Below are 17,400 nucleotides of genomic sequence, written 5' to 3'. Positions count from 1 at the left end.
TGATGGTCACCTCTTGTCAAGAATGGAACTAATCAATTTCATATCCCATCAGCAAACCACCATCTTCTGCATAGAAACTGCAGAGACCAGATGTTGGGAGAATTTTAATATCCGCCTGTGGGAAATTTTCACGGATTCGGTCTGAAAGCTGTTGGCAACATTTCTCGTTATTGCGTTGAGCCATGACAATACGACCACCAGCATATCCTGCTTTTACTAACTCCTCATAGGCTGCTTGAACTGATTTCTTTGCCCCTCGTGCTTTTTGTAGTAATTCAAGGGTTCCAGTTTCACTAGCTTCTCCAACCATACGGATGTTGAGAAGACCAACGACCGTACCGATAAGCTTGCTCAAACGGCCGTTCTTCACCAAGTTATCGACCTTTGCTAGAACAAAAAGTAACTTGGTTTTTTCTTGATAGGCAGTGATAGCTTCAACCACTTCTTCAAAAGACAAGCCCTGGTCAATCAAGTCATTCAATTTTTCTACGAGCAAGTCAACTTCCCCGCCAGCAGACAAACTATCAATCACATGAATCTTAGTATCAGGATGTTCTTCCAGATAAATATTCTTTGCTAGTTGAGCACTATTGTGACTGCCAGAAAGAGTACCTGTGATGGTTACTAGGAAAATGTTTTTGGCACCTTCAAATGCTCGCAAATAGTCATCTGGGCTTGGACAAGCTGATTTTGAAGCTTCTGCTGTTGCATACATGGTTTCCATCATTTGGTCAATGTCAAGACTAGCATCATCAACAAAGACCTGATCAGCTACTTGAATGGTTAAGGGAACACTTACAAAGGTTGTGTCAATAGCTGGTCTTGCCAGCTGACGATAATCACAACCAGAGTCAGCAATAATCTTCCAAGTCATAGAAATTCTCCATCTTTGTCAGTTATACATTGACAAAGGTTCTGTCTTTTTTTACAATTATATCATGAAAACCCTTGAAACAAAAGCCTCATCCGTCTGTTGTGACAAGTAGAAAGAAAATGTTATGTCTGAACGTAGAATCTCTGAAAAATCTCTTGAAAATCTCAGAAAATCAAACCAAGAATCCAATTTATTAACCAGAGAAGCCATCGAAACAGCCCTCTTGCAACTTTTGGAAAAAAAGGACTTGACCAAGATTAGTATTTCTGAATTGGTCAAACGTGCAGGAGTTTCGCGTGCAGCCTTTTATCGCAATTATGATTCCAAAGAGGAGATTTTAGAAAGCGTCTTTAAACGAACTGTCCATAATATCATGGAGCAGCTGCATCATTACGATCTAAAGACAGACCTTTATCTGGTCTGGGTTCACCTTTTCCGGGAGGCAAGAAAGGAAGCCAGAGTGATTCAATTGGCCTTGGATTACCATCTGGAAAAAATCTTTGTCCAAGCCATGCAAGAATTTTTAGAAAAATACCATGGGAAATCAAAAGGTGTCAGCTCTTATCTTCATTCCTTCTGGAGCTCGGCCATCGTCTCTGTCCTTCTAAAATGGATCAAGGATGGCATGAAGGTACCTGCTGAAAAGATTGCGGATTTACGGTTACCATTTTTTAAAAAATAGAGAAAAAGGAGAAGAGATATGACTGAAAAAAGACTGGCCTGGGATGAGTATTTTGCAGCCCAAGCCCTACTAATTGCCAATCGTTCCACTTGTAAACGTGCCAAAGTGGGTGCGATTCTGGTAAAAGATAATAAAGTTATTTCCACTGGTTACAATGGTTCGGTGTCAGGAACCGAGCATTGTATTGACCACGAATGTCTGGTCATTGAAGGCCACTGTGTTCGCACCCTTCACGCTGAGGTCAATGCTATCCTGCAAGGTGCAGAACGTGGTGTTCCCAAAGGTTTTACAGCCTATGTGACCCATTTTCCTTGTCTGAACTGTACAAAACAATTGCTGCAGGTTGGTTGCAAGCGCGTGGTTTATATCAATCAGTACCGAATGGATGACTACGCCCAATACCTTTATCAAGAAAAAGGGACAGAATTAACCCATTTACCACTTGAGACAGTACAAGTAGCTCTAAAAGAGGCAGATTTAATGTAAAAATTATCAAAAATAAATGGTTTAGAAAGATTTTTAAACCGTTTTTTGGTATAATAAGAAGAATAAATTGAAAGAAGGAATTCCAAAAATGGGAAAAATTGAAGTTATTAATCACCCGCTGATTCAACACAAATTGTCAATCTTGCGTCGTACAGATACTTCTACAAAAGCTTTTCGTGAGCTAGTAGATGAGATTGCAATGTTGATGGGGTATGAAGTACTTCGTGATCTTCCACTAGAAGATGTGGAAATCGAAACACCAATTACAAAAACAGTTCAAAAACAATTGGCAGGTAAGAAATTGGCCATCGTTCCAATCTTGCGCGCAGGTATCGGGATGGTTGATGGGCTCTTGAGCTTGGTTCCAGCTGCTAAAGTTGGTCACATCGGTATGTACCGTGATGAAGAAACACTTCAACCAGTTGAATACTTGGTGAAATTGCCTGAGGACATTGACCAACGTCAAATTTTTGTAGTAGACCCAATGTTGGCAACAGGTGGTTCAGCAATCTTGGCCGTTGATTCGCTTAAAAAACGTGGCGCATCAAATATCAAATTTGTCTGCCTTGTATCTGCTCCAGAAGGTGTAAAAGCCCTTCAAGAAGCTCATCCAGATGTAGAAATCTTTACAGCAGCCTTGGATGAACGCTTAAACGAACACGGTTATATCGTTCCAGGTCTTGGAGATGCTGGGGATCGCTTGTTCGGTACAAAATAAAATTAAAAAGAGATTGACTTGGAAAAGGATTTCCAGTCGTGAAAGGGGGTTGGATTTTTGTTTCTGTCTAATGAAAACAGAGCAAAAATTTGACCTTTTTTGACCAAGATATTATAATAGTCTTATCTTCAGTCATTTGACCAACAAAAATAAAACTCAAAAGGAGAAATGAATGATTCCTGTAGTTATTGAACAAACAAGCCGTGGAGAACGTTCTTACGATATTTACTCACGTCTTCTCAAAGACCGCATCATTATGCTGACAGGTCCAGTTGAAGACAATATGGCTAACTCTGTTATTGCCCAATTGCTTTTTTTAGATGCCCAAGATAGTACAAAAGATATTTACCTTTATGTCAATACACCTGGGGGTTCTGTTTCAGCTGGTTTGGCAATCGTAGATACCATGAACTTTATCAAAGCGGATGTCCAAACCATCGTTATGGGGATGGCTGCATCTATGGGTACTGTCATCGCATCAAGTGGAGCAAAGGGCAAACGTTTCATGCTTCCAAATGCTGAGTACATGATCCACCAACCAATGGGTGGTACAGGTGGTGGTACTCAACAAACTGATATGGCGATCGCTGCAGAACACTTGCTTAAAACTCGTAATACCTTGGAAAAAATCTTGGCTGAAAATTCAGGTCAGTCAATCGAGAAAGTCCACGCAGATGCAGAACGCGATAACTGGATGAGTGCTCAAGAAACACTTGAATATGGCTTTATTGATGAAATCATGGCCAACAATTCATTGAACTAATGTTGATAGAAGGCAAACTCGACTGGGTTTGCTTTTTTTGGTATAATAGGGGGAGATTTCTTAGAAAGAGGATTTATCATGTTTGAAAAAGTCAATCGATCTGGCTTGATTATCTATCTTTACTATAATCGTGATGCCAAAAAACTGCAGGATTATGGAGATATTACCTATCATTCCAAGAAACATCGTTACTTACAACTCTATGTTCCAACTCAAGAAGTGGAGCAATTGGTCGGGCGCTTGAGCAAGGAAAAGTTTATCAAAAAAGTCAGAGTTTGTCATATCCAAGAGCTGGAAACACCCTTTGTGGGCAACCTTTACCGAGAAGAAAACGTTATCAGATAAAAATTTAAAGAAAAGTGTTGACAATTTTCTGATAATTCGGTATATTCTTAACAGACTATTTAAGAAATAAGGAGACAAAAAAGATGAAGAAAAAATTTGCCCTATCCTTTGTGGCGCTTGCAAGTGTAGCACTTCTTGCAGCCTGTGGAGAAGTGAAGTCTGGAGCAGTTAACACTGCTGGTAACTCAGTAGAGGAAAAGACAATTAAAATCGGATTTAACTTCGAAGAAACTGGTGCCGTAGCTGCCTACGGAACATCTGAACAAAAAGGTGCCCAATTGGCTGTTGACGAAATCAATGCCGCAGGTGGTATCGATGGAAAACAAATCGAAGTAGTCGATAAAGATAACAAGTCTGAAACAGCAGAGGCTGCTTCAGTAACAACTAACCTTGTAACTCAATCTAAAGTATCAGCAATCGTAGGACCTGCGACATCTGGTGCAACTGCAGCTGCGGTAGCGAATGCTACAAAAGCAGGTGTTCCATTGATCTCACCAAGTGCGACTCAAGATGGATTGACTAAAGGTCAAGATTACCTCTTTATCGGAACTTTCCAAGATAGCTTCCAAGGAAAAATTATCTCAAACTATGTTTCTGAAAAATTAAATGCTAAGAAAGTTGTTCTTTACACTGATAATGCCAGCGACTATGCTAAAGGTATTGCCAAAGCCTTCCGCGAATCATACAAAGGTGAAATCGTTGCAGATGAAACTTTCGTAGCAGGTGACACAGACTTCCAAGCAGCCCTTACAAAAATGAAAGGGAAAGACTTTGATGCTATCATCGTCCCTGGTTACTACACTGAAGCTGGTAAAATTGTAAACCAAGCGCGTGGTATGGGAATTGACAAACCAATCGTTGGTGGTGATGGATTCAACGGTGAAGAGTTTGTACAACAAGCAACTGCTGAAAAAGCATCAAACATCTACTTTATCTCAGGCTTCTCAACTACTGTAGAAGTTTCAGCTAAAGCAAAAGCCTTCCTTGACGCATACCGTGCTAAGTACAATGAAGAGCCTTCAACATTTGCAGCCTTGGCTTATGACTCAGTTCACCTTGTAGCAAATGCAGCAAAAGGTGCTAAAAACTCAGGTGAAATCAAGGATAACCTTGCTAAAACAAAAGACTTTGAAGGTGTAACTGGTCAAACAAGCTTCGATGCAGACCACAACACAGTCAAAACTGCTTACATGATGACCATGAACAATGGTAAGGTTGAAGCAGCAGAAGTTGTAAAACCATAATAGAAAATGTTGAAATAGGGAATGAGACTCGGACTCACTCCCTGTTTCGATGTTTAAGAACCTATCAAAAAGTGAGGGAAAACCCTCGGAATTATATATAGAAAGAGTGAATCTCATGCTCCAACAACTAGTAAATGGTTTGATTCTAGGTAGTGTTTATGCGCTGTTAGCCCTAGGATATACCATGGTTTACGGAATTATCAAGCTCATCAACTTCGCCCACGGTGATATTTATATGATGGGAGCCTTTATCGGTTATTTCTTGATCAATTCTTTCCAAATGAATTTCTTTGTAGCTCTTATTGTAGCGATGCTAGCGACAGCTATTCTTGGTGTCGTGATTGAGTTCCTTGCTTACCGACCTTTGCGTCACTCTACTCGTATTGCTGTTTTGATTACAGCTATTGGGGTTTCTTTCCTATTGGAGTATGGCATGGTCTATCTGGTTGGTGCCAATACTCGTGCCTTTCCTCAAGCGATTCAAACAGTTCGCTATGATTTGGGACCAGTTAGCCTAACAAACGTGCAGTTAATGATCTTGGCCATTTCCTTGATTTTGATGATTTTGTTACAGGTCATTGTCCAAAAGACCAAGATGGGGAAAGCCATGCGTGCAGTATCAGTAGATAGCGATGCGGCACAATTGATGGGGATAAATGTGAATCGTACTATCAGCTTTACCTTTGCTTTGGGTTCAGCTCTTGCGGGTGCGGCTGGTGTTCTGATTGCCCTTTATTATAACTCTCTTGAGCCTTTGATGGGGGTTACTCCAGGTCTTAAGTCTTTCGTTGCCGCAGTACTTGGTGGTATCGGAATCATTCCTGGTGCGGCTCTTGGTGGCTTTGTCATTGGTCTATTGGAAACCTTTGCGACAGCCTTTGGGATGTCAGACTTCCGTGATGCCATTGTTTATGGAATCTTATTGTTAATCTTGATTGTTCGCCCAGCTGGTATCCTTGGTAAAAATGTGAAAGAGAAGGTGTAAACGATGAAGGAAAATTTAAAAGTTAATATTCTATGGTTACTCCTTTTGTTAGCTGGCTATGGCTTGATTAGTGTACTGGTTTCAGTTGGAGTACTCAACCTATTCTATGTACAGATTTTACAACAAATTGGAATCAATATTATTCTGGCTGTTGGTCTCAACTTAATCGTTGGTTTTTCAGGACAATTTTCACTTGGTCATGCTGGTTTCATGGCGATTGGTGCCTATGCCGCAGCTATTATTGGTTCTAAATCACCAACCTATGGTGCCTTCTTTGGAGCTATGCTGATAGGGGCTTTACTTTCAGGAGCAGTTGCCTTACTTGTCGGGATTCCAACCTTGCGCTTGAAGGGGGACTATCTTGCGGTAGCGACTCTAGGTGTTTCTGAAATTATCCGTATCTTTATCATCAATGGCGGAAGCCTTACAAATGGTGCAGCAGGTATCTTGGGAATTCCTAACTTTACAACTTGGCAAATGGTTTACTTCTTTGTCGTGATTACAACCATTGCAACCTTAAACTTCTTGCGTAGTCCAATTGGTCGTTCAACCCTCTCTGTTCGTGAGGATGAAATCGCTGCTGAGTCAGTTGGGGTTAATACGACTAAAATTAAAATCATCGCCTTTGTCTTTGGTGCTATTACTGCAAGTATTGCAGGGTCACTTCAGGCAGGATTTATCGGTTCAGTTGTACCGAAAGATTACACTTTTATCAACTCAATCAACGTTTTGATCATTGTTGTATTTGGTGGACTTGGTTCCATTACAGGTGCCATTGTTTCAGCTATTGTTCTTGGAATTTTGAATATGCTTCTCCAAGATGTTGCCAGCGTGCGTATGATTATTTATGCTTTGGCCTTGGTATTGGTAATGATTTTCAGACCAGGTGGACTCCTTGGAACATGGGAATTGAGCCTATCACGTTTCTTTAAAAAATCTAAGAAGGAGGAACAAAACTAATGGCATTACTTGAAGTAAAACAGTTAACCAAACATTTTGGCGGTCTAACAGCTGTTGGAGATGTGACTCTTGAATTGAACGAAGGGGAACTGGTTGGACTAATCGGTCCAAATGGAGCTGGTAAAACAACCCTTTTCAACCTTTTGACCGGTGTTTATGAACCAAGTGAGGGAACAGTTACCTTAGATGGTCACCTTTTGAATGGAAAGGCACCTTATAAGATTGCTTCTTTGGGACTTGGACGTACATTCCAAAATATCCGTCTCTTTAAAGATTTAACCGTTTTGGACAATGTTTTGATTGCCTTTGGCAACCATCACAAACAACATGTTTTTGCTAGTTTCTTACGCTTACCAGCTTTTTACAAGAGTGAAAAAGAATTAAAGGCTAAAGCTTTGGAATTGCTGAAAATCTTCGATTTAGATGGTGATGCAGAAACTCTAGCTAAAAATCTTGCCTACGGCCAACAACGTCGTTTGGAAATTGTTCGTGCCCTTGCTACGGAACCTAAAATTCTCTTCTTAGATGAACCAGCAGCAGGTATGAACCCACAGGAAACAGCCGAATTGACTGAGTTAATTCGTCGCATCAAAGATGAATTTAAAATTACGATCATGCTGATTGAACACGATATGAATCTGGTCATGGAAGTAACAGAACGCATCTACGTACTCGAATACGGTCGTTTGATTGCTCAGGGAACTCCAGAAGAAATTAAGACCAATAAACGCGTTATCGAAGCTTATCTAGGAGGTGAAGCCTAATGTCTATGTTAAAAGTTGATAATCTTTCTGTGCATTACGGCATGATCCAAGCAGTCCGTGATGTAAGCTTTGAAGTGAATGAAGGAGAAGTTGTTTCCCTTATCGGTGCCAATGGTGCAGGTAAGACAACCATTCTCCGTACCTTGTCTGGTTTGGTACGACCAAGTTCAGGAAAGATTGAATTTTTAGGTCAAGAAATCCAAAAAATGCCAGCTCAAAAAATCGTGGCAGGTGGTCTTTCACAAGTACCAGAAGGACGCCACGTTTTCCCTGGCTTGACTGTTATGGAAAATCTTGAAATGGGAGCTTTCTTAAAGAAAAACCGTGAAGAAAATCAAGCTAACTTGAAGAGGGTTTTCTCACGTTTCCCACGTCTTGAAGAACGGAAGAACCAAGATGCAGCTACTCTTTCAGGGGGAGAGCAACAAATGCTTGCCATGGGACGTGCTCTTATGTCAACACCAAAACTTCTTCTTTTAGATGAACCATCAATGGGACTTGCCCCAATCTTTATCCAAGAGATTTTTGATATCATTCAAGACATCCAGAAACAAGGAACAACCGTCCTCTTGATTGAACAAAATGCCAATAAAGCACTCGCAATCTCTGACCGAGGATATGTATTGGAAACAGGAAAAATTGTCCTATCAGGAACAGGAAAAGAACTCGCCTCATCAGAAGAAGTCAGAAAAGCATATCTAGGTGGCTAAAAAGGTCCGGGGGATTGTTTTAGTCGGCAGATGAAGATTACGAAGTAATCATCATTATAGTCCGGGGGACCTTTTTAGTCGGTGGATGAAGATTGCGAAGCAAACATCGCATAGTCTGGGAGACTAGTTTAGGTTGCGGATAGAGATTGCAAAGCAATCTTCATCTACATTGAAAAGTTAATTTCTAATAATTGAAAAAACCGAATGAAGCGTACCTATCCTTCATTCACAGAGCTCGATTTCAGAGCTCTTTTTGCTAGCTTATTCATACTTTTCTGAATTTTGAAAAAGAAATGTAAGCGTTTGATAGATTTACAAAAAGATTGTATAATAGGGATAAGAATAGAAAAGGAGAAGTCTCATGGCAGTTAAAGATTTTATGACCCGCAAGGTAGTTTATATTAGTCCAGATACAACAGTATCTCATGCAGCAGATTTGATGAGAGAGCAAGGGTTGCACCGCTTGCCTGTTATCGAAAATGATCAATTAGTTGGTTTGGTGACTGAGGGAACCATTGCTCAAGCTAGTCCATCCAAGGCAACAAGTCTTTCTATCTATGAGATGAATTATCTTCTAAATAAGACAAAAGTAAAAGATGTCATGATTCGCGATGTTGTCACTGTCTCTGGCTATGCGAGTCTAGAGGATGCAACTTATTTGATGTTGAAAAACAAGATTGGTATTCTTCCTGTCGTAGATAATCATCAAGTCTATGGTGTTATCACGGACCGTGATGTTTTCCAAGCCTTTCTCGAAATTGCTGGTTATGGTGAAGAAGGAATTCGTGTGCGCTTTGTTACAGAAGATGAAGTTGGCGTTCTTGGTAAGATTGTTTCTCTAATCGTTGAAGAAAATTTGAATATCTCCCATACAGTCAATATTCCGCGTAAGGATGGTAAGGTCATTATCGAAGTGCAAATCGATGGCTCAATTGATTTACCAGCCTTGAAAGAAAAATTTGAAGCAAGTGGTATTCAAGTGGAAGAAATCACTCGCACTTCAGCAAAAGTCTTGTAAGAAGGGAAGCCGAAAGGCTTCTTTTTTTCTTTTTTCATAAAAAGGGACTATAGCAAAAGATGGAAAGAAATGATAAAATATGCTATAATGAAATGATGTAAAAAAGGAGTATTTATGGACATTTCAGTAATTCGTCAAAAAATTGACGCAAATCGTGAAAAATTAGCTTCTTTCAGGGGGTCTCTTTGACCTAGAAGGTTTAGAGGAAGAGATTGCCATCTTGGAAAACAAGATGACAGAACCTGATTTTTGGAACGATAATATCGCGGCCCAAAAAACGTCGCAAGAATTAAATGAATTAAAAAACACCTATAATACCTTCCATAAAATGGAAGAGTTGCAGGATGAAGTCGAAATTTTATTGGACTTTTTGGTTGAAGACGAGTCAGTGCATGATGAACTGGTCGAACAGTTATCAGAACTGGATAAGATGATGACCAGTTACGAGATGACCTTGCTCTTGTCAGAACCTTATGACCACAACAATGCCATCTTGGAAATCCATCCAGGATCTGGTGGTACTGAGGCGCAGGACTGGGGTGATATGCTGCTGCGTATGTATACTCGTTATGGTAATGCTAAAGGTTTCAAAGTGGAAGTATTGGATTATCAAGCAGGTGATGAGGCTGGTATCAAGTCAGTAACCTTATCATTTGAAGGTCCTAATGCCTACGGTCTTCTCAAGTCAGAAATGGGTGTTCATCGTTTGGTCCGTATCTCGCCATTTGACTCTGCCAAACGTCGCCATACCTCTTTCACATCTGTAGAAGTGATGCCGGAGTTGGATGATACCATTGAAGTGGAAATCCGTGAAGATGATATTAAGATGGACACCTTCCGTTCAGGTGGTGCAGGTGGACAAAACGTCAATAAGGTTTCAACAGGTGTGCGTTTGACCCACATTCCAACTGGAATTGTTGTCCAATCAACAGTGGATCGTACCCAATATGGAAATAGAGATCGTGCCATGAAGATGTTGCAGGCTAAGCTCTATCAAATGGAGCAAGAAAAGAAAGCTGCGGAAGTTGATTCCCTCAAAGGTGAGAAAAAGGAAATCACATGGGGAAGCCAAATCCGTTCTTATGTCTTCACACCTTATACTATGGTAAAAGATCACCGAACTAGCTTTGAGGTTGCTCAGGTAGATAAGGTTATGGACGGAGACCTAGATGGTTTTATCGATGCCTATCTCAAGTGGCGAATTAGCTAAGATAGAAAGGAAGTCACATGTCAATCATTGAAATGAGAGATGTCGTCAAAAAATACGACAACGGAACGACTGCCCTACGCGGTGTTTCGGTCAGTGTTCAACCAGGGGAATTTGCTTACATCGTAGGACCTTCAGGAGCAGGGAAGTCAACTTTTATTCGTTCGCTATATCGTGAAGTAAAAATCGATAAAGGAAGCCTATCAGTTGCTGGTTTTAATCTGGTTAAGATTAAAAAGAAAGATGTTCCGCTTCTACGTCGTAGTGTTGGGGTTGTCTTCCAAGACTATAAACTCTTGCCAAAGAAAACGGTCTATGAAAATATTGCTTACGCTATGGAAGTAATCGGGGAAAATCGCCGTAATATCAAAAAACGTGTGATGGAAGTTTTGGATTTGGTTGGATTGAAGCATAAGGTTCGTTCTTTCCCAAATGAGCTCTCAGGTGGAGAGCAACAGCGTATTGCGATTGCGCGTGCTATTGTAAACAATCCAAAAGTATTGATAGCCGATGAACCAACAGGAAACTTGGATCCTGATAATTCATGGGAAATTATGAATCTCTTGGAACGGATTAACCTACAAGGGACAACTATTTTGATGGCGACTCATAATAGCCAGATTGTAAATACCTTGCGCCACCGTGTCATTGCCATTGAAAATGGCCGTGTCGTTCGTGACGAATCAAAAGGAGAGTATGGATACGATGATTAGTAGATTTTTTCGCCATTTATTTGAAGCCTTAAAAAGTTTGAAACGAAATGGTTGGATGACAGTAGCTGCTGTCAGTTCAGTCATGATTACTTTGACCTTGGTGGCAATATTTGCATCTGTTATTTTCAATACAGCGAAACTAGCTACAGATATTGAAAATAATGTCCGTGTAGTAGTTTATATCCGAAAGGATGTGGAAGATAATAGTCAGACAATTGAAAAAGAAGGTCAAACTGTTACAAATAATGACTACCACAAGGTATATGATTCTTTGAAGAACATGTCTACGGTTAAGAGTGTTACCTTTTCAAGTAAAGAAGAACAATATGAAAAATTAACTGAGACAATGGGTGACAACTGGAAAATCTTTGAAGGGGATGCCAATCCTCTCTATGATGCCTATATTGTAGAGGCAAATACTCCAAATGATGTAAAAACTATAGCCGAAGATGCTAAAAAAATTGAAGGTGTCTCTGAGGTTCAAGATGGCGGTGCCAATACAGAAAGACTCTTCAAGTTAGCTTCATTTATCCGTGTTTGGGGACTAGGGATTGCTGCCTTGTTAATTTTTGTCGCAGTTTTCTTGATTTCAAATACCATTCGTATTACCATTATTTCCCGCAGTCGTGAAATTCAAATCATGCGCTTGGTCGGAGCTAAAAACAGTTATATCCGTGGACCGTTCTTGTTAGAAGGAGCCTTTATCGGTTTATTGGGAGCTATCGCACCATCTATTTTGGTCTTTATTGTTTATCAAATGGTTTACCAATCTGTCAACAAATCATTGGTAGGGCAAAATCTATCCATGATTAGTCCAGATTTATTTAGTCCGTTGATGATTGCCCTACTATTTGTGATTGGAATTTTTATTGGTTCATTGGGGTCAGGAATTTCCATGCGCCGATTCTTGAAGATTTAGGTAAAATAATTATTTTTATGAGGAGGTTGTAAAATCTCCTTTTTTGCTACAAAAATTTTAGAAAAGGGACTCCTAATACTCAATGAAAATCAAAGAGCAAACTAGGTAGCTCGCCAAAGAATGCTCAAAATACTGTTTTGAGGTTGTAGAAAGTCAGTCACATATATACGGTAAGACGACGCTGACGTGGTTTGAAGAGATTTTCGAAGAGTATCAAGAAGTCCCCCAGAGAAGACTTCTTGATGGCTAACTTTAACTTGAAATTTGGCCTAGAAATTTTTTTGAAAAAAGTGTAATTTTTTTTGTAAAATCCTTTACAAAAAAAATTAAAGTGGTATAATTAAATCATAAAAGGTGCAAACGTTTTCGTAAAACGTTTGCCTAAATAAAAATAAAGGAGATTTGAATGATGAAAGATACATTCAAAAATGTCTTGTCTTTCGAATTTTGGCAAAAATTCGGTAAGGCTTTGATGGTGGTTATCGCGGTTATGCCGGCTGCTGGTTTGATGATTTCAATCGGTAAGTCTATCGTGATGATTAACCCAACCTTTGCACCACTCGTTATTACTGGTGGTGTCCTAGAGCAAATCGGTTGGGGGGTTATCGTTAACCTTCATATCTTGTTCGCCCTTGCTATTGGAGGAAGCTGGGCTAAAGAACGTGCTGGTGGTGCTTTCGCCGCTGGTCTTGCCTTCATCTTGATTAACCGTATCACTGGTACAATCTTTGGTGTATCAGGCGATATGTTGAAAAGTCCAGATGCTATGGTAACTACACTCTTTGGTGGTTCAATCAAAGTTGCTGACTACTTTATCAGTGTTCTTGAAGCTCCAGCCTTGAACATGGGTGTCTTCGTAGGGATCATCTCAGGTTTTATAGGAGCAACTGCTTACAACAAATACTACAACTTCCGTAAGCTTCCTGATGCACTTTCATTCTTTAACGGAAAACGTTTTGTACCGTTTGTAGTTATTCTTCGTTCAGTAATTGCTGCAATTGTACTTTCAGCTTTCTGGCCACTTGTGCAAACTGGTATCAATAGCTTTGGTATCTGGATTGCTAACTCACAAGAAACTGCTCCAATCCTTGCACCATTCTTGTATGGTACATTGGAACGTTTGCTCTTACCATTTGGTCTTCACCACATGTTGACTATCCCAATGAACTACACAGCTCTTGGTGGTACTTATGAGGTCCTAACTGGTGCAGCAAAAGGTAGCCAAGTATTTGGTCAAGACCCACTATGGCTTGCATGGGTAACAGACCTTGTAAACCTTAAAGGTACTGATGCTAGTCAATACCAACACTTGTTAGATACTGTTCACCCAGCTCGTTTCAAAGTTGGACAAATGATTGGTTCATTCGGTATCTTGATGGGTGTGGTTGTGGCTATCTACCGTAATGTTGATGCTGACAAGAAACACAAATACAAAGGTATGATGATTGCGACAGCTCTTGCAACATTTTTGACAGGGGTTACTGAACCAATCGAATACATGTTCATGTTCGTCGCAACACCTATGTATCTTGTTTACTCACTTGTTCAAGGTGCTGCCTTCGCTATGGCTGACGTCGTGAACCTACGTATGCACTCATTTGGTTCAATCGAGTTCTTGACTCGTACACCTATTGCGATTAGCGCTGGTATCGGTATGGATATCGTTAACTTCGTTTGGGTAACTGTTCTCTTTGCTGTAATCATGTACTTTATCGCAAACTTCATGATTCAAAAATTCAACTACGCAACTCCAGGACGTAACGGAAACTATGAAACTGCTGAAGGTTCAGAAGAAGCTAGCAGCGAAGTGAAAGTTGCAGCTGGTTCTCAAGCTGTAAACATTATTAACCTTCTTGGTGGACGTGCAAACATCGTTGATGTAGACGCATGTATGACTCGTCTTCGTGTAACTGTTAAAGATGCAGATAAAGTAGGAAATGCAGAGCAATGGAAAGCAGAAGGAGCTATGGGTCTTGTCATGAAAGGACAAGGGGTTCAAGCTATCTACGGTCCAAAAGCTGACGTATTGAAATCTGATATCCAAGATATTCTTGATTCAGGTGAAATCATTCCTGAAACTCTTCCAAGTCAAATGACTGAAGCACAACAAAACACTGTTCACTTCAAAGGTCTTACTGAGGAAGTTTACTCAGTAGCAGACGGTCAAGTTGTTGCTTTGGAACAAGTAAAAGATCCAGTATTTGCTCAAAAAATGATGGGTGATGGATTTGCAGTAGAACCTGCAAATGGAAACATTGTATCTCCAGTTTCAGGTACTGTATCAAGCATCTTCCCAACAAAACATGCTCTTGGTATTGTGACTGAAGCAGGTCTTGAAGTATTGGTTCACATTGGTTTGGACACAGTAAGTCTTGAAGGTAAACCATTTACAGTTCATGTTGCTGAAGGACAAAAAGTTGCAGCAGGTGATCTCCTTGTCACAGCTGACTTGGATGCTATCCGTGCAGCAGGACGTGAAACTTCAACAGTAGTTGTCTTCACAAATGGTGATGCAATTAAATCAGTTAAATTAGAAAAAACAGGTTCTCTTGCAGCTAAAACAGCAGTTGCTAAAGTAGAATTGTAATATACTTGAGGTTGGAAGCTGTATTCCAACCTCTTATTTTGGGAGAAAAGCATGAAATTTTTAACACTCAATACTCACAGTTGGATGGAGAAAGAAGCAGAGGAAAAATTCCAGATTTTGCTTGAAGATATTCTTGAAAAGGACTATGATTTGATTTGTTTCCAAGAAATCAATCAGGAGATCACATCTCCAGAGGTGGAGGTCAATGATCTTTATCAAGCTTTGCCAGCTGCTGAGCCTATTCACCAAGACCATTATGTTAGACTTTTGGTTGAAAAGTTGTCTGAGCAAGGAAAAGATTACTACTGGACCTGGGCCTATAATCATATCGGTTATGACCGCTACCACGAAGGTGTGGCTATCTTGTCTAAAACACCTATTGAAGCTAGAGAAATTTTGGTTTCAGATGTGGATGATCCAACAGACTATCATACTCGTCGTGTTGCCTTGGCTGAAACGGTAGTTGATGGTAAGGAGCTTGCAGTTGCAAGTGTCCACCTTTCTTGGTGGGATAAAGGTTTCCAAGAAGAATGGGCGCGATTTGAGGCTGTCTTGAAAGAATTGAACAAGCCACTTTTGCTAGCTGGAGATTTCAACAACCCAGCTGGACAGGAAGGCTACCAAGCTATTTTAGCTAGTCCATTAGGCTTACAAGATGCATTTGAAGTTGCTCAAGAGAAAAGCGGTAGCTATACTGTTCCACCAGAAATTGATGGCTGGAAGGGGAATACAGAACCCCTTCGAATCGACTATGTTTTTACTACCAAAGAGTTAGAGGTGGAAAATTTACATGTCGTATTTGATGGTAACAAGAGTCCACAAGTGAGTGATCACTATGGCTTGAATGCTATTTTAAACTGGAAATAATAACTGATACTCTTCGAAAATCAAATTCAAACCACGTCAACGTCGCCTTGCCGTACTCAAGTACAGCCTGCGGCTAGTTTCCTAGTTTGCTCTTTAATTTTCATTGAGTATGAAAAGAGGTTGGAATCATGAAGTTCCAGCCTTTTTCTGACTAGAGAAACTACTGGAAATAGCCTAAATAAGTGAGACTACTGAAATGGAATAAAATGTGGTATAATTGATAGGATAGATAGAATCGAGGATAGTATGTCATTTACGAAATTTCAATTTAAAAAATATATTAGTGAAGCCTTGGAGGAGTTGAAATTTACAACTCCAACAGAGGTACAAGATAAGTTGATTCCCATTGTTTTGGCAGGTCGTGACCTAGTCGGTGAATCAAAAACAGGTTCAGGTAAGACTCATACTTTCCTATTGCCGATTTTCCAGCAATTAGATGAAACCAGCGATAGTGTTCAAGCAGTCATTACTGCACCGAGCCGTGAATTAGCTACTCAAATTTACCAAGCAGCTCGTCAGATTGCAGCCCACTCAGAAGTAGAAGTTCGTGTGGTTAATTATGTGGGAGGGACAGATAAGGCTCGCCAGATTGAGAAATTGGCAAGCAATCAGCCTCATATTGTTATTGGGACACCAGGCCGTATCTACGACTTGGTTAAATCCGGTGATTTGGCTATTCACAAGGCCAAGACCTTTGTGGTCGATGAGGCAGACATGACCTTGGATATGGGATTCTTGGAAACTGTTGATAAGATTGCTGGCAGCCTTCCAAAAGACCTGCAATTCATGGTCTTCTCAGCGACTATTCCACAAAAGTTGCAGCCATTCTTGAAAAAATACTTGTCAAATCCTGTTATGGAGAAAATCAAGACCAAAACGGTCATTTCTGATACCATTGATAATTGGTTGATTTCTACTAAGGGACGTGACAAGAATGCTCAAATTTACCAGTTGACTCAGTTGATGCAACCGTATTTGGCAATGATTTTTGTTAACACTAAAACGCGTGCTGATGAATTGCATTCATATCTGACTGCTCAAGGCTTGAAGGTGGCAAAAATTCATGGAGATATTGCCCCTCGTGAACGTAAGCGAATCATGAATCAGGTGAAAAATCTGGATTTTGAGTATATTGTCGCAACAGACTTGGCAGCGCGTGGGATTGACATTGAAGGTATCAGCCATGTCATCAATGATGCCATTCCGCAAGACTTATCTTTCTTTGTGCACCGTGTTGGTCGTACTGGACGCAATGGCCTACCAGGTACAGCTATTACCCTTTATCAGCCAAGCGATGACTCGGATATCCGTGAGTTGGAGAAATTAGGAATTAAATTTACTCCGAAGATGGTAAAAGATGGAGAATTCCAAGATACCTATGACCGTGATCGTCGTGCTAATCGTGAGAAGAAGCAAGATAAGCTTGATATTGAAATGATTGGTCTGGTCAAAAAGAAAAAGAAAAAAGTCAAACCAGGTTATAAGAAGAAAATTCAATGGGCAGTTGATGAAAAGCGCCGTAAAACCAAGCGTGCAGAAAGTCGTGCTCGTGGACGTG

18 protein-coding genes are annotated in these 17,400 nt (G+C 40.3%); 17 read left to right on the top strand and 1 reads right to left on the bottom strand.

What is annotated here, in order from left to right; genetic code table 11:
- Window positions 1-28: 28 nt before the first annotated feature.
- Window positions 29-874 carry a DegV family protein gene (locus WKI23_RS02240; protein ID WP_368078804.1) on the bottom strand — a complete coding sequence of 282 codons (846 nt, stop codon included), beginning with the start codon at window positions 872-874 and terminating at the stop codon, window positions 29-31.
- Between the two features lie 124 nt (window positions 875-998).
- Between WKI23_RS02240 and WKI23_RS02235 the strand changes: the two genes are divergently transcribed.
- The 17 genes from WKI23_RS02235 to WKI23_RS02155 all read left to right on the top strand — a co-directional run.
- A complete protein-coding gene (locus tag WKI23_RS02235) occupies window positions 999-1,556 on the top strand; it encodes a TetR/AcrR family transcriptional regulator (protein ID WP_000004136.1) in 558 nt (185 codons plus the stop codon).
- 18 nt (window positions 1,557-1,574) lie between these two features.
- Window positions 1,575-2,042: a deoxycytidylate deaminase gene (locus WKI23_RS02230; RefSeq protein WP_000136977.1), complete on the top strand. Its 468-nt coding sequence runs from the start codon at window positions 1,575-1,577 to the stop codon at window positions 2,040-2,042.
- 88 nt (window positions 2,043-2,130) lie between these two features.
- Window positions 2,131-2,760 carry a uracil phosphoribosyltransferase gene (upp, locus tag WKI23_RS02225; RefSeq protein WP_000515974.1) on the top strand — a complete coding sequence of 210 codons (630 nt, stop codon included), beginning with the start codon at window positions 2,131-2,133 and terminating at the stop codon, window positions 2,758-2,760.
- Window positions 2,761-2,932: 172 nt separating this feature from the next.
- Window positions 2,933-3,523 carry an ATP-dependent Clp protease proteolytic subunit ClpP gene (gene clpP, locus WKI23_RS02220; protein WP_000613475.1) on the top strand — a complete coding sequence of 197 codons (591 nt, stop codon included), beginning with the start codon at window positions 2,933-2,935 and terminating at the stop codon, window positions 3,521-3,523.
- A gap of 78 nt (window positions 3,524-3,601) precedes the next feature.
- A complete protein-coding gene (locus WKI23_RS02215) occupies window positions 3,602-3,868 on the top strand; it encodes a YlbG family protein (RefSeq protein WP_050223575.1) in 267 nt (88 codons plus the stop codon).
- 83 nt (window positions 3,869-3,951) lie between these two features.
- The gene (locus tag WKI23_RS02210) at window positions 3,952-5,112 is read left to right on the top strand and encodes an ABC transporter substrate-binding protein (RefSeq protein ID WP_173225327.1); all 1,161 of its coding nucleotides are present in this window, start codon (window positions 3,952-3,954) and stop codon (window positions 5,110-5,112) included.
- Between the two features lie 115 nt (window positions 5,113-5,227).
- Complete coding sequence (locus WKI23_RS02205) at window positions 5,228-6,097, top strand: branched-chain amino acid ABC transporter permease (protein WP_000941427.1); 870 nt, start codon at window positions 5,228-5,230, stop codon at window positions 6,095-6,097.
- A 3-nt stretch (window positions 6,098-6,100) separates the two neighbouring features.
- Window positions 6,101-7,057, top strand: a complete 957-nt coding sequence (locus WKI23_RS02200; RefSeq protein WP_000662286.1) for a branched-chain amino acid ABC transporter permease — start codon at window positions 6,101-6,103, stop codon at window positions 7,055-7,057.
- Window positions 7,057-7,821, top strand: a complete 765-nt coding sequence (locus tag WKI23_RS02195; protein WP_049486982.1) for an ABC transporter ATP-binding protein — start codon at window positions 7,057-7,059, stop codon at window positions 7,819-7,821. The genes WKI23_RS02200 and WKI23_RS02195 overlap by 1 nt, the downstream gene beginning before the upstream one ends.
- The gene (locus WKI23_RS02190; RefSeq protein ID WP_173249950.1) at window positions 7,821-8,531 is read left to right on the top strand and encodes an ABC transporter ATP-binding protein; all 711 of its coding nucleotides are present in this window, start codon (window positions 7,821-7,823) and stop codon (window positions 8,529-8,531) included. The genes WKI23_RS02195 and WKI23_RS02190 overlap by 1 nt, the downstream gene beginning before the upstream one ends.
- Before the next feature lie 361 nt (window positions 8,532-8,892).
- Window positions 8,893-9,549, top strand: coding sequence for a CBS domain-containing protein (locus tag WKI23_RS02185; protein WP_368078803.1), 657 nt, complete (start codon window positions 8,893-8,895; stop codon window positions 9,547-9,549).
- Between the two features lie 114 nt (window positions 9,550-9,663).
- Window positions 9,664-10,759, top strand: a protein-coding gene (prfB, locus tag WKI23_RS02180; RefSeq protein ID WP_368078802.1) for a peptide chain release factor 2 whose coding sequence is annotated in 2 segments (ribosomal slippage) — window positions 9,664-9,735 and window positions 9,737-10,759 — 1,095 coding nt in all. Because the reading frame shifts where the segments join, the coding sequence is not laid out codon by codon here.
- 17 nt (window positions 10,760-10,776) lie between these two features.
- Window positions 10,777-11,469, top strand: coding sequence for a cell division ATP-binding protein FtsE (ftsE, locus tag WKI23_RS02175; RefSeq protein ID WP_000022265.1), 693 nt, complete (start codon window positions 10,777-10,779; stop codon window positions 11,467-11,469).
- Window positions 11,462-12,388, top strand: coding sequence for a permease-like cell division protein FtsX (gene ftsX, locus WKI23_RS02170; protein WP_050261901.1), 927 nt, complete (start codon window positions 11,462-11,464; stop codon window positions 12,386-12,388). The genes ftsE and ftsX overlap by 8 nt, the downstream gene beginning before the upstream one ends.
- Window positions 12,389-12,794: 406 nt before the next feature.
- On the top strand, window positions 12,795-14,975 hold the full coding sequence (locus WKI23_RS02165) for a PTS transporter subunit IIBC (RefSeq protein ID WP_368078801.1): 2,181 nt from the start codon (window positions 12,795-12,797) through the stop codon (window positions 14,973-14,975).
- Window positions 14,976-15,026: 51 nt separating this feature from the next.
- The gene (locus WKI23_RS02160) at window positions 15,027-15,842 is read left to right on the top strand and encodes an endonuclease/exonuclease/phosphatase family protein (protein WP_368078800.1); all 816 of its coding nucleotides are present in this window, start codon (window positions 15,027-15,029) and stop codon (window positions 15,840-15,842) included.
- 246 nt (window positions 15,843-16,088) lie between these two features.
- Window positions 16,089-17,400: DEAD/DEAH box helicase (locus WKI23_RS02155; protein WP_368078799.1), on the top strand; the 1,312-nt coding region annotated here is incomplete at its 3' end.

It is taken from the genome of Streptococcus pseudopneumoniae, assembly GCF_038148955.1.
Classification (GTDB): Bacteria; Bacillota; Bacilli; order Lactobacillales; family Streptococcaceae; genus Streptococcus; species Streptococcus pseudopneumoniae_T.
The sequence above is the reverse complement of the archived record's forward strand: the minus strand, read 5'-3'. Positions and strand labels throughout refer to the sequence as shown.

What these genes read in the sequence shown, in the direction of transcription:
- WKI23_RS02240 (WP_368078804.1), bottom strand. Translation starts at nt 874, where the DNA reads ATGACTTGGAAGATTATTGCTGACTCTGGTTGTGATTATCGTCAGCTG.
- WKI23_RS02235 (WP_000004136.1), top strand. Translation starts at nt 999, where the DNA reads ATGTCTGAACGTAGAATCTCTGAAAAATCTCTTGAAAATCTCAGAAAA.
- WKI23_RS02230 (WP_000136977.1), top strand. Translation starts at nt 1,575, where the DNA reads ATGACTGAAAAAAGACTGGCCTGGGATGAGTATTTTGCAGCCCAAGCC.
- upp (WP_000515974.1), top strand. Translation starts at nt 2,131, where the DNA reads ATGGGAAAAATTGAAGTTATTAATCACCCGCTGATTCAACACAAATTG.
- clpP (WP_000613475.1), top strand. Translation starts at nt 2,933, where the DNA reads ATGATTCCTGTAGTTATTGAACAAACAAGCCGTGGAGAACGTTCTTAC.
- WKI23_RS02215 (WP_050223575.1), top strand. Translation starts at nt 3,602, where the DNA reads ATGTTTGAAAAAGTCAATCGATCTGGCTTGATTATCTATCTTTACTAT.
- WKI23_RS02210 (WP_173225327.1), top strand. Translation starts at nt 3,952, where the DNA reads ATGAAGAAAAAATTTGCCCTATCCTTTGTGGCGCTTGCAAGTGTAGCA.
- WKI23_RS02205 (WP_000941427.1), top strand. Translation starts at nt 5,228, where the DNA reads ATGCTCCAACAACTAGTAAATGGTTTGATTCTAGGTAGTGTTTATGCG.
- WKI23_RS02200 (WP_000662286.1), top strand. Translation starts at nt 6,101, where the DNA reads ATGAAGGAAAATTTAAAAGTTAATATTCTATGGTTACTCCTTTTGTTA.
- WKI23_RS02195 (WP_049486982.1), top strand. Translation starts at nt 7,057, where the DNA reads ATGGCATTACTTGAAGTAAAACAGTTAACCAAACATTTTGGCGGTCTA.
- WKI23_RS02190 (WP_173249950.1), top strand. Translation starts at nt 7,821, where the DNA reads ATGTCTATGTTAAAAGTTGATAATCTTTCTGTGCATTACGGCATGATC.
- WKI23_RS02185 (WP_368078803.1), top strand. Translation starts at nt 8,893, where the DNA reads ATGGCAGTTAAAGATTTTATGACCCGCAAGGTAGTTTATATTAGTCCA.
- ftsE (WP_000022265.1), top strand. Translation starts at nt 10,777, where the DNA reads ATGTCAATCATTGAAATGAGAGATGTCGTCAAAAAATACGACAACGGA.
- ftsX (WP_050261901.1), top strand. Translation starts at nt 11,462, where the DNA reads ATGATTAGTAGATTTTTTCGCCATTTATTTGAAGCCTTAAAAAGTTTG.
- WKI23_RS02165 (WP_368078801.1), top strand. Translation starts at nt 12,795, where the DNA reads ATGATGAAAGATACATTCAAAAATGTCTTGTCTTTCGAATTTTGGCAA.
- WKI23_RS02160 (WP_368078800.1), top strand. Translation starts at nt 15,027, where the DNA reads ATGAAATTTTTAACACTCAATACTCACAGTTGGATGGAGAAAGAAGCA.